Source organism: Pseudomonas sp. AL 58 (genome assembly GCF_036348395.1).
GTDB lineage: Bacteria > Pseudomonadota > Gammaproteobacteria > Pseudomonadales > Pseudomonadaceae > Aquipseudomonas > Aquipseudomonas defluvii.
Map to the genome: position 1 here is coordinate 141,969 of NZ_JAZBQR010000013.1, position 11,780 is coordinate 153,748.

Annotated in this window: 8 protein-coding genes and 4 pseudogenes; 3 read left to right on the forward strand and 9 right to left on the reverse strand. The window is 57.5% G+C overall.

What is annotated here, in order from left to right; genetic code table 11:
• The first annotated feature begins 212 nt into the window (after positions 1-212).
• Together UIA24_RS15900 and aqpZ are read left to right on the forward strand one after the other, a co-directional pair.
• Positions 213-980, forward strand: coding sequence for a GntR family transcriptional regulator (locus UIA24_RS15900; protein ID WP_065760387.1), 768 nt, complete (start codon positions 213-215; stop codon positions 978-980).
• A 155-nt stretch (positions 981-1,135) separates the two neighbouring features.
• Positions 1,136-1,834 (forward strand): aquaporin Z, encoded by a 699-nt coding sequence (gene aqpZ, locus UIA24_RS15905; protein WP_330523265.1) that lies wholly within the window; start codon positions 1,136-1,138, stop codon positions 1,832-1,834.
• Positions 1,835-1,838: 4 nt separating this feature from the next.
• Here aqpZ and guaD read toward each other — a convergent pair whose 3' ends face one another.
• From guaD to xdhA, 9 genes and pseudogenes are all read right to left on the reverse strand, one after another.
• A complete protein-coding gene (guaD, locus tag UIA24_RS15910) occupies positions 1,839-3,143 on the reverse strand; it encodes a guanine deaminase (protein ID WP_330523266.1) in 1,305 nt (434 codons plus the stop codon).
• A 147-nt stretch (positions 3,144-3,290) separates the two neighbouring features.
• A pseudogene (locus tag UIA24_RS15915) lies at positions 3,291-3,434 on the reverse strand (IS5/IS1182 family transposase); the annotation flags it as partial.
• Between the two features lie 137 nt (positions 3,435-3,571).
• Positions 3,572-4,387 (reverse strand): aminoglycoside O-phosphotransferase APH(3')-Ia, encoded by an 816-nt coding sequence (aph(3')-Ia, locus tag UIA24_RS15920; protein WP_000018329.1) that lies wholly within the window; start codon positions 4,385-4,387, stop codon positions 3,572-3,574.
• Positions 4,388-4,968: 581 nt separating this feature from the next.
• Positions 4,969-5,148, reverse strand: a pseudogene (locus UIA24_RS15925) (hypothetical protein); the annotation flags it as partial.
• Positions 5,132-5,848 (reverse strand): hypothetical protein, encoded by a 717-nt coding sequence (locus tag UIA24_RS15930; protein WP_008832113.1) that lies wholly within the window; start codon positions 5,846-5,848, stop codon positions 5,132-5,134. The gene UIA24_RS15930 and the pseudogene UIA24_RS15925, both read right to left, overlap by 17 nt.
• 21 nt (positions 5,849-5,869) lie before the next feature.
• Positions 5,870-6,034: pseudogene (locus UIA24_RS15935) on the reverse strand (IS4 family transposase); the annotation flags it as partial.
• Positions 6,035-6,215: 181 nt separating this feature from the next.
• Positions 6,216-6,986 (reverse strand): annotated as a pseudogene (gene xdhC, locus UIA24_RS15940) (xanthine dehydrogenase accessory protein XdhC); the annotation flags it as partial.
• 49 nt (positions 6,987-7,035) lie between these two features.
• Positions 7,036-9,432, reverse strand: a complete 2,397-nt coding sequence (gene xdhB, locus UIA24_RS15945) for a xanthine dehydrogenase molybdopterin binding subunit (RefSeq protein ID WP_330523267.1) — start codon at positions 9,430-9,432, stop codon at positions 7,036-7,038.
• A complete protein-coding gene (xdhA, locus tag UIA24_RS15950) occupies positions 9,425-10,879 on the reverse strand; it encodes a xanthine dehydrogenase small subunit (RefSeq protein ID WP_330523268.1) in 1,455 nt (484 codons plus the stop codon). The genes xdhB and xdhA overlap by 8 nt, the downstream gene beginning before the upstream one ends.
• Before the next feature lie 239 nt (positions 10,880-11,118).
• Between xdhA and UIA24_RS15955 the strand changes: the two genes are divergently transcribed.
• The gene (locus tag UIA24_RS15955; protein WP_065760382.1) at positions 11,119-11,778 is read left to right on the forward strand and encodes a GntR family transcriptional regulator; all 660 of its coding nucleotides are present in this window, start codon (positions 11,119-11,121) and stop codon (positions 11,776-11,778) included.
• The last annotated feature ends 2 nt before the right edge of the window (positions 11,779-11,780 follow it).

Below are 11,780 nucleotides of genomic sequence, written 5' to 3' on the forward strand. Positions count from 1 at the left end.
TGTATACAAATAAATCAAATAATGTTTTATGTGGTGTGTGCATATTATTTGGCAATACAGCTATAAAGGCTATCGCTACCTGCAGAATTGCTGCTGGCTGTGTACAATGTGGCAGTACCGATTCCCTTAAATTTTCTATTCACGGCTTGCCAACGACCTACTGTGCGGTATTACAGTTCGGATCCAATTGCCGGTTATCTGCCCGAGAATCCATGAACGAACAGCTGCAACCCCTCAAGAAACCCGCGCGTGTTGGCAAGGCCGGCCGCAGCGGCACCCAGGACGACATCGTTTACGCACATATTTTCGAGGCTATCCTCGAGCAGCGTCTGGCGCCGGGTACCAAGTTGAGCGAGGAAGCCCTGGGCGAGATTTTCGGTGTCAGCCGCACCATCATTCGCCGCGCGCTGTCGCGTCTGGCCCATGAAAGCGTGGTGCTGCTGCGGCCCAACCGGGGTGCCGTGGTTGCCAGCCCCACGGTAGAAGAAGCCCGCCAGGTGTTCTTTTCCCGGCGTCTGGTCGAGCGGGCGATCACCGAGCTTGCGGTTCAACACGCTACCGTCGAGCAGTTGAACGAACTGCGGCAAATGGTGCGCGATGAGCGCGACAGCTTTTCCCGGGGCGACCGCGGCGCCGGTATTCGCCTGTCTGGCGAGTTTCACCTCAAGCTGGCCGAGGCTGCTGGCAATGCCCCGCTGATCAGCTTTCAGCGCAGCCTGGTGTCGCAGACCTCGCTGATCATTGCCCAGTATGAAAGCGGCAACCGCTCGCACTGCTCCTATGACGAGCACATGCAGTTGATCGACGCCATCGAAGCCCGTGATGCGACGCTTGCGGTCAACCTGATGATGCACCACATGGACCATATCGACAGCAAGCTCAACCTCGATGAGGACAGCGCGTCCGATGACCTGCATGCGGTGTTCTCGCACCTGCTGCAGACCAAGAAACGTGGCAGCGCGGCCTCGACCAAAGGCTGATGCGTCTGCCAGGGTGGGCGCCAGTGATTTCAGCACGCCTGTGATTACTGGCGCTCACGCCATCCTCTGCTAGATTCTCAACTGAACTTCACCGCAAACCTTCATCAAGCAGTTGGGCTTGCGCTTTACGCGTGCAACTACTTGAGGATTGATCTATGTCGATGCCCCTGAGCAAACGCATGGGCGCTGAACTGGTCGGGACGTTCTGGCTGGTTTTGGGTGGGTGTGGCAGTGCTGTGCTTGCTGCGTCTCTTCCCAGCGGTATCGGTCTGGTCGGTGTCGCCATGGCCTTCGGGCTCACGGTGCTGACCATGGCCTTCGCTATCGGTCACATTTCTGGCTGTCACTTGAACCCCGCCGTATCGGTCGGGCTGGTTGTGGGTGGGCGATTTCCGGCCAAGGAACTGCTGCCCTACATCATTGCTCAGGTGATTGGTGCTGTCATTGCGGCCGCGCTGATCTACTACATTGCCAGTGGAAAGGCCGGGTTTGATGTGGCATCGGGCCTGGCTTCGAACGGCTATGGCGAACATTCGCCTGCCGGCTACTCGCTGGCTGCCGGTTTTGCCAGTGAAGTGGTGATGACCGCCATGTTTATCCTGATCATCATGGGCGCGACCGACTCACGGGCACCGGCGGGTTTTGCGCCCATCGCCATTGGCCTGGCACTGACGCTGATTCACCTGATCTCGATTCCCATCACCAACACCTCGGTCAACCCGGCACGCAGTACCGGGCCGGCATTGTTCGTCGGCGGTTGGGCACTCCAGCAGCTCTGGCTGTTCTGGGTGGCGCCGCTGATCGGTGCAGTGATCGGCGGCGCACTGTATCGCGGCCTGGCGCGCGAGCCTTAGCGGCTCAGCGTTGATGCACGCTGCGACCGGCCGCAAAGGTTTCGCGGACGGTGCGATCGTCGCCCAGGGTCATCAGCACGAACAGTGTCTCCTCGATGCTGTTCGACTGCTGCAGGCGGTAGGACAGCAGCGGTGTCGCGTTGTAGTCGAGCACCACGAAGTCGGCATCACGGCCCGGCGTGAGGTTGCCTATGCGCTCCTCCAGGCACAGGGCCCTGGCGCCGCCCAGGGTGGCCAGGTACAACGATTTGAACGGGTTGAGCCGTGCGCCCTGAAGCTGCATGACCTTGTAGGCTTCGTTGAGGGTGTTGAGCAGCGAGAAACTGGTGCCGGCGCCCACGTCAGTGCCCAGGCCAACCTTCACCTTGTGCTGCTCGGCTTGCGGCAAGTTGAACAAGCCACTGCCGAGAAACAGGTTGGAGGTCGGGCAGAAGGCCACGGCGGAGCCGGTTTCCGCCAGGCGCTTGCATTCGTCGTCGCACAGGTGCACGCCATGGGCAAAGACGGAGCGCTCGCCCAGCAACTGGAAGTGATCGTAGACATCCAGGTAGCCCTTGCGCTCCGGGAACAGTGCTTTGACCCATTCGATTTCCTTGAGGTTTTCGCTCAGGTGGGTGTGCAGGTACAGGTCGGGATACTCGCCCAGCAGTTGCCCGGCCAAAGCCAGTTGTTCTGGCGTGCTGGTCGGGGCGAAGCGCGGGGTAACCGCATAGTGCAGGCGACCCTTGCCGTGCCAGCGCTCGATCAGGGCCTTGCTGTCCAGGTAGCTGGACTCGGCGGTGTCGGTGAGGTAATCCGGTGCATTGCGGTCCATCATCACCTTGCCGGCGATCATTCGCAGGTCCAGGCGCTGCGCCTCTTCGAAGAAGGCGTCCACCGATTCGGGGTGGACGCTGCCGAACACCAGCGCCGTGGTGGTGCCGTTACGCAGCAGTTCCTTGATGAAACGCTTCGCGACCTGCTCGGCATGGGCCTTGTCGGCGAACTGCCGTTCGCAGGGGAAGGTGTAGGTATTGAGCCAGTCCAGTAGCTGCTCGCCGTAGGAGCCGATCATGCCGGTCTGCGGGAAATGGATATGGGTGTCGATAAAGCCCGGGGTGATCAGGGCATTCTCGTAGTGCACCACGTTCAGGTCGGCCGGCAGTGTAGGTAGCAATTCACTGGCGTGGCCAATGGCGCTGATCTTGCCAGCTTCGACCACCAGCAGGCCGTCTTCAAAGTACTGGTAGGACGCGTCTACGCCGACTTCGGCGGGGTCGTCGAGGCTGTGCAGGATGGCGGCACGGTAGGCGTTGGGTTTTGCGCTCATGAGGCTCTCGTCAATGGGCTTGGCTGCGCCGCGAGGGCGGCAGCAGTTGGGCAATGGGGCCAGCATTGGCGCTGACTCTTATACACAAGTGCGGCCGCACTAGTCTAGATTTAAATTAATTAAGAGCTCGGGGGGGGGGGGGCGCTGAGGTCTGCCTCGTGAAGAAGGTGTTGCTGACTCATACCAGGCCTGAATCGCCCCATCATCCAGCCAGAAAGTGAGGGAGCCACGGTTGATGAGAGCTTTGTTGTAGGTGGACCAGTTGGTGATTTTGAACTTTTGCTTTGCCACGGAACGGTCTGCGTTGTCGGGAAGATGCGTGATCTGATCCTTCAACTCAGCAAAAGTTCGATTTATTCAACAAAGCCGCCGTCCCGTCAAGTCAGCGTAATGCTCTGCCAGTGTTACAACCAATTAACCAATTCTGATTAGAAAAACTCATCGAGCATCAAATGAAACTGCAATTTATTCATATCAGGATTATCAATACCATATTTTTGAAAAAGCCGTTTCTGTAATGAAGGAGAAAACTCACCGAGGCAGTTCCATAGGATGGCAAGATCCTGGTATCGGTCTGCGATTCCGACTCGTCCAACATCAATACAACCTATTAATTTCCCCTCGTCAAAAATAAGGTTATCAAGTGAGAAATCACCATGAGTGACGACTGAATCCGGTGAGAATGGCAAAAGCTTATGCATTTCTTTCCAGACTTGTTCAACAGGCCAGCCATTACGCTCGTCATCAAAATCACTCGCATCAACCAAACCGTTATTCATTCGTGATTGCGCCTGAGCGAGACGAAATACGCGATCGCTGTTAAAAGGACAATTACAAACAGGAATCGAATGCAACCGGCGCAGGAACACTGCCAGCGCATCAACAATATTTTCACCTGAATCAGGATATTCTTCTAATACCTGGAATGCTGTTTTCCCGGGGATCGCAGTGGTGAGTAACCATGCATCATCAGGAGTACGGATAAAATGCTTGATGGTCGGAAGAGGCATAAATTCCGTCAGCCAGTTTAGTCTGACCATCTCATCTGTAACATCATTGGCAACGCTACCTTTGCCATGTTTCAGAAACAACTCTGGCGCATCGGGCTTCCCATACAATCGATAGATTGTCGCACCTGATTGCCCGACATTATCGCGAGCCCATTTATACCCATATAAATCAGCATCCATGTTGGAATTTAATCGCGGCCTCGAGCAAGACGTTTCCCGTTGAATATGGCTCATAACACCCCTTGTATTACTGTTTATGTAAGCAGACAGTTTTATTGTTCATGATGATATATTTTTATCTTGTGCAATGTAACATCAGAGATTTTGAGACACAACGTGGCTTTCCCCCCCCCCCCCGAGCTCATCGATTTCGAACCCCGGCCACGATGCGTCCGGCGTAGAGGATCTGAAGATCAGCAGTTCAACCTGTTGATAGTACGTACTAAGCTCTCATGTTTCACGTACTAAGCTCTCATGTTTAACGTACTAAGCTCTCATGTTTAACGAACTAAACCCTCATGGCTAACGTACTAAGCTCTCATGGCTAACGTACTAAGCTCTCATGTTTCACGTACTAAGCTCTCATGTTTGAACAATAAAATTAATATAAATCAGCAACTTAAATAGCCTCTAAGGTTTTAAGTTTTATAAGAAAAAAAAGAATATATAAGGCTTTTAAAGCTTTTAAGGTTTAACGGTTGTGGACAACAAGCCAGGGATGTAACGCACTGAGAAGCCCTTAGAGCCTCTCAAAGCAATTTTGAGTGACACAGGAACACTTAACGGCTGACATGGGGGGGTACCGTCGACAGACATTCGCCATTCAGGCTGCGCAACTGTTGGGAAGGGCGATCGGTGCGGGCCTCTTCGCTATTACGCCAGCTGGCGAAAGGGGGATGTGCTGCAAGGCGATTAAGTTGGGTAACGCCAGGGTTTTCCCAGTCACGACGTTGTAAAACGACGGCCAGTGAATTCTCATTATTTGTATAGTTCATCCATGCCATGTGTAATCCCAGCAGCTGTTACAAACTCAAGAAGGACCATGTGGTCTCTCTTTTCGTTGGGATCTTTCGAAAGGGCAGATTGTGTGGACAGGTAATGGTTGTCTGGTAAAAGGACAGGGCCATCGCCAATTGGAGTATTTTGTTGATAATGGTCTGCTAGTTGAACGCTTCCATCTTCAATGTTGTGTCTAATTTTGAAGTTAACTTTGATTCCATTCTTTTGTTTGTCTGCCATGATGTATACATTGTGTGAGTTATAGTTGTATTCCAATTTGTGTCCAAGAATGTTTCCATCTTCTTTAAAATCAATACCTTTTAACTCGATTCTATTAACAAGGGTATCACCTTCAAACTTGACTTCAGCACGTGTCTTGTAGTTCCCGTCATCTTTGAAAAATATAGTTCTTTCCTGTACATAACCTTCGGGCATGGCACTCTTGAAAAAGTCATGCTGTTTCATATGATCTGGGTATCTCGCAAAGCATTGAAGACCATACGCGAAAGTAGTGACAAGTGTTGGCCATGGAACAGGTAGTTTTCCAGTAGTGCAAATAAATTTAAGGGTAAGTTTTCCGTATGTTGCATCACCTTCACCCTCTCCACTGACAGAAAATTTGTGCCCATTAACATCACCATCTAATTCAACAAGAATTGGGACAACTCCAGTGAAAAGTTCTTCTCCTTTACTCATATGTATATCTCCTTCTTAAATCTAGAGCGCCATCAGATCCTTGGCGGCAAGAAAGCCATCCAGTTTACTTTGCAGGGCTTCCCAACCTTACCAGAGGGCGCCCCAGCTGGCAATTCCGGTTCGCTTGCTGTCCATAAAACCGCCCAGTCTAGCTATCGCCATGTAAGCCCACTGCAAGCTACCTGCAAGCTTGGCGTAATCATGGTCATAGCTGTTTCCTGTGTGAAATTGTTATCCGCTCACAATTCCACACAACATACGAGCCGGAAGCATAAAGTGTAAAGCCTGGGGGGCGCGCCGGCGATCGCGGCCGGCCTAGGCGGCCAGATCTGATCAAGAGACAGGCATTGGCGGCAGCGTCGTGCTGGCCAAAGCTGGCGTTGTAGGTGGCAATGATTTCGGCGGCGATGGACACGGCGATCTCGATCGGCAGCTTGCCCTTCACCTCGGCAATCCCCATCGGGCAGCGCATCCGCTGCAACCGTTCCGGGGTGAAGCCACGTTCATGCAGGCGGTGCTCGAACTTGGCCCGTTTGGTTTTCGAGCCAATCAGCCCGAACCAGGTGAAGTCATTGCGTTTAAGGATGGCCGCCGTCAGCTCCAGGTCCAGTTGATGATTGTGGGTCATGACGATGCAGTAACTGCCGACCGGCAGGTCGTCGACTTCATCGACCGGGTCTTCACTGACGATTTTGCTGACCCCCGCAGGGATCGCCTCGGGGAACTCCTGCTCGCGTGAGTCGATCCAACGAACCCGGCACGGCAAGGCGGCCAGCAAGGGTACCAGCGCCCGACCGACGTGGCCTGCACCAAATACCGCGATCTGCGCCTGAACCCGGCCCATCGGTTCGAACAGCAACACCGTGGCGCCGCCACAGCATTGGCCGAGGCTGGCGCCGAGGCTGAAACGCTCCAGATGGGGCGCCTGGCGCCCCTCGGCGAGCATCTGCCGGGCGATGTGCAGGGCTTTGTATTCCAGGTGGCCGCCACCGATGGTGTCGAACAATTGCTCGGCACTGACCACCATCTTGGAACCGGCGTTGCGCGGGGTCGAGCCGCGCTCCTCGATGATGGTGACCAGTACGCAGGGTTCACCGCGTGCCTGCAGGTCGGCGAGGGCGTTGATCCAGGTGTGCATGTTCAGTGACCTCCTGGGTGACCGTAAGGCTGTGCGGGCGATAGGGCGGTCATGGTGCTGCTGTCTCGGCTTCGGTGCGCGGGTGCGCCGCCATCGCCTTGCGCATTTGCTCGCAGCCCCAGAGCACGCGCTCCGGTGTGGCCGGGGCGTCGATCAGCGGTTGCTCACGGTAATCGGCCAGGCTGGCCACGGCATCCTTGATGGCACACCAGACGGCGATACCGAGCATGAACGGCGGCTCGCCTACGGCCTTGGAGTGGAACACCGTGTCCTCCGGGTTCTTGCGGTTCTCGACCAGGCGCACCCGCAGGTCGATCGGCATGTCGGCCACGGCCGGAATCTTGTAGCTGGCCGGGCCGCTGGTCATCAGTTTGCCCTTGGCGTTCCACACCAGCTCTTCGGTGGTCAGCCAGCCCATGCCCTGGACGAAACCGCCTTCCACCTGACCGATGTCGATGGCCGGGTTCAGTGACGCGCCGACGTCATGCAGGATGTCGGTGCGCAGTACCTTGTACTCGCCGGTCAGGGTGTCGACGATCACCTCGGCGCAGGCCGCGCCAAAGGCGTAGTAGTAAAAGGGGCGGCCACGGGCCTGGCTGCGGTCGTAGTAGATTTTCGGGGTCTTGTAGAAGCCGGTGCTCGACAGTGAAACCTGAGCGAAGTAGGCCTGCTGCACCAAGGTGTCAAAGGACAGGATCTCATCGCGCACACGCACATGGCCATTGTGAAACACGACGTCTTCCGCGCTGACCTTGTACTGCCGCGCGGCAAATTCGACCAGGCGTTGCTTCAGGGTTTCAGCCGCGTTCTGCGCAGCCTTGCCGTTCAGGTCGGCGCCGCTGGACGCCGCAGTCGGCGAAGTGTTGGGCACCTTGTCGGTGTTGGTCGCGGTGATCTGGATACGCGAGATATCGACCTGGAATACTTCGGCCACCACTTGGGCAACCTTGGTGTTGAGGCCCTGGCCCATCTCGGTGCCGCCGTGGTTCAGGTGGATGCTGCCGTCGGTATAGAGGTGTATCAGCGCACCGGCCTGGTTAAGGAAGCTGGCGGTAAAGGAAATACCGAATTTTACCGGTGTCAGGGCCAGGCCTTTCTTCAGTATCGGGCTGTTGGCGTTGTAGCGGCGAATCGACTCGCGGCGCTCGGCGTAGTCGCTGCTGGCTTCCAGCTCTGCGGTGATTTCTTCGAGCATGTTGTGCTCGACGGTCTGGTGGTAATGGGTGACGTTGCGCTCGGTCTTGCCGTAATAGTTGGCCTTGCGCACCGCCAGTGGGTCGAGCACCAGATGGCGGGCAATACGGTCCATCACTTCCTCGATGGCGACCATCCCCTGTGGGCCGCCGAAGCCCCGGTAGGCGGTGTTTGAGGCGGTGTTGGTCTTGCAGCGGTGGCCGTTGATCGTGGCGTCGCCCAGGTAATAGGCGTTGTCGGCGTGGAACATGGCGCGGTCGACGATGGACGCCGACAGGTCGGGCGAGCAGCCGCAGTTACCGGCCAGCTCGAAATTGATGCCCTGCAGGCGACCGCGGTCATCGAAACCGACATCGTATTCGACATAGAAGGGGTGACGCTTGCCGGTCATGACCATGTCTTCCATGCGAGGCAGGCGCATCTTGGTCGGCTGGCCGGTCAGGTGCGCGATCACCGCGCACAGGCAGGCCGGGCTCGCCGCCTGGGTTTCCTTGCCGCCAAAGCCACCGCCCATCCGGCGCATGTCGACCACCACCTTGTTCATCGGTACATCGAGCACTTCGGCGACCAGTTTCTGCACCTCGGTGGGGTTCTGGGTCGAGCAGTAGACGATCATGCCGCCGTCTTCGGTAGGCATCACCGAAGAGATCTGGGTTTCCAGGTAGAAATGCTCCTGGCCGCCGATATGCAGGGTGCCCTGCAAGCGATGGGGTGCATCGCGCAATGCGCTGGCCGAGTCCCCGCGCCGGTGGGTGTGGCTGTCGAGGACAAAGTGCTTTTTGCGCAGCGCTTCGACCACATCGAGCACCGGCTCCAGGTCTTCGTAGGTGATGATCGCTGCCAGCGCGGCGCGGCGCGCGGTGTCGAGGTCGCGTGCGGCCACAGCCACCACCGGCTGGCCGACGAACTGCACGGTGTCGATGGCCAGCAAGGGGTCGCCCGGCAGCAGCGGGCCGATGTCTTTCAAGCCCGGTATGTCTTCGTGAGTAATGGCAATGCGCACGCCCTCGAAGGCGTAGCAGGGCGCGGTGTCGATACTGACAATGCGCGCATGGGCACGGTCGGACAACCGGGCATACACGTGCAACTGATTCGGGAACTCCAGGCGGTCATCGATATACACCGCTTCGCCGGACACATGCTTGTCGGCGCTGTCATGCTTGACGCTGCGGCCTACACCGCTGGTCATGTCCTGGCTGAACAGGTCGGCCAGCTCTGCCTGGCTCTTGGCGACGTGAGGATGGTTAGACATAAGCGGTCACCCGAGTCTCGATGTGCGGTGTTTGCAGTTCGATGAAGTATTTGCGCAGCAGGTTCTGCGCACTGAGCAAGCGGTACTCCTTGCTCGCGCGAAAATCCGACAGCGGCGTGAAGTCTTCGCTCAAGGCCTGGCAGGCCTGTTCAATCAGTGCCTGGCTCCAGGGCTTGCCTGTCAGCAGCGTTTCACAGGCCTGGGCGCGTTTCGGGATGGCCGCCATGCCGCCGAAGGCGATGCGTGCCTCGTGGATGACGCCGCCTTCGATGCGCAGGTTGATTGCCGCGCAGACCGCCGAGATATCGTCGTCCAGGCGCTTGGACAACTTGTAGGCGCGGAACGCCCAGCCGGGCGAAGCCTTCGGCACGATGATCTTCTCGATGAACTCGCTCTCCTGGCGGGCGGTGATGCGGTAATCGATGAAGTAGTCTTCCAGGGCCAGGGTGCGCTGGCTGTCGCCTTTGCGCAGGACGATCTGGGCGCCCAGGGCGATCAGCAGGGGCGGGGCGTCGCCAATCGGTGATGCGTTGCCAATGTTGCCGCCCAAGGTGCCCTGGTTGCGGATTTGCAGCGAGGCGAAGCGGTGCAGCAGCTCGCCAAAGTCGGGGTACTCGGCGCTCAGCGCGCCATAGCAGTCGGTCAATGGCGTGGCGGCACCAATCTCGATGCGCTCGTCGACGTGCTCGATGCGCTTCATCTCGGCGACGTTACCGACGTAGATCATCACTGGCAGGGTCTTGTGGAACTGGGTTACCTCAAGTGCCAGGTCGGTACCACCGGCCAGAAGGCGCGCTTCCGCGTGCGAGCCATAGAGCTCGGCCAAGTCGGCCACGGTCAGTGGAACCAGGCAGCGTTTATCGCCGCTGTTGAGCTCGCCGGTTTCTTTGGGCGCAATCGCCTTGAGCCGGGCGATGGTTTGCGCCTCGGCGGCATCGAACGGGTCGGCTGGCGGCTGGCAGCAGGCCTGTTCCGCGGCTGCCAGAATCGGCCGATAACCGGTGCAGCGGCAGAGGTTGCCGGCCAGCGCCTCCTGGGCCTTGTGCAGGTCCGGGGCGTCGCTGTTCTTCTGCAGGGCGAACAGCGACATCACCACGCCGGGCGTGCAGAAGCCGCACTGTGAACCGTGGCAGTCGACCATTGCCTGTTGAACGCTGTGCAACTGCCCTTGGTGTTTGAGCCCTTCAACACTGATCAGTTGTTTGCCATGCAGCGCCGACACAAAGGTCAGGCACGCATTCAGGCTGCGATAGCGCAGGCGTTCGAGGCCGTCCTGATCCGTATGGCGCTCAGCGACCACGACAGTGCAAGCGCCGCAGTCGCCGCTGGCGCAGCCTTCCTTGGTGCCGGGTTTGCCCAGGTGTTCACGCAGGTATTCAAGCACTGTCAGATTGGGGTCCAGGGCGTGCTCACTGCGCAGCTCCTGATTAAAGAGAAACTGGATCACGGAAGGCCTCACAAGCGAATTATTGTTGTTGAGCGGGGTTGTGCTGACTCTAAGCAGGCCTGACTTTTCGGTCAACATCTTTCTGACTTGTGGGTCAGGAAAATGATCGAAATGGCGCCTGGTACGCTCTACACCTGACTTTTTAAGCATAGAACGGGCCGAGAGGCCCTGCGCGAGTGGGGGGCAAGTGCGCTACAATCCCGCCCTTGTGCACCGTTCAAAGAGTTTGAAGGAAAACCATGACGTTCAAGGCGCCGGACAGCCTCTCCGAGCAAATTGCCCATTACCTGGCCGAGCGGATCATTCGCGGCGAGCTCAAACCCGCCGAGCGTATCCAGGAGCTGAAGGTCACCCAGGCGCTGAATGTCAGCCGCGGCTCCGTGCGTGAGGCGCTGCTGATTCTCGAACGCCGGCATCTGGTCACGATCCTGCCGCGTCGCGGCGCGCACGTTACCGAGCTAAACGAGCACAATGTACGCAGCCTCTGCACGCTGATGAGCGAGCTGTACATCCTGTTGGGCAATGCCGTTGCCACGCACCTGCGCAGCGACACCGAGCTTGCTCCGTTTCTGGTCATTCAGCAGCGTTTGCGCGCTGCCTGCGAGCGCAAGGACATCAAGGCATTCGTTGAAGACAGCTTCGCGGTAATGCGCGCGGCCTATCCGTTTGCCAACAACCCTTACCTGCAGGAAACCGTCGAAAACCTGCAGCCGGCCATGAGTCGCACGTATTACCTGGCGCTGGATCAGCGCAAGGCCGAAATGGATGACTTCCTGGTGCTGTTCGCGCAATTGCTCGAGGCCGTGGTTGCACGTGACCTGCCGCGCATCCGCAGTGTGCTGGTCGAGTATTGTCAGCGCAGTTGCGACCTTGTGCTGACGGCGCTGGTACCTGCCTGAGC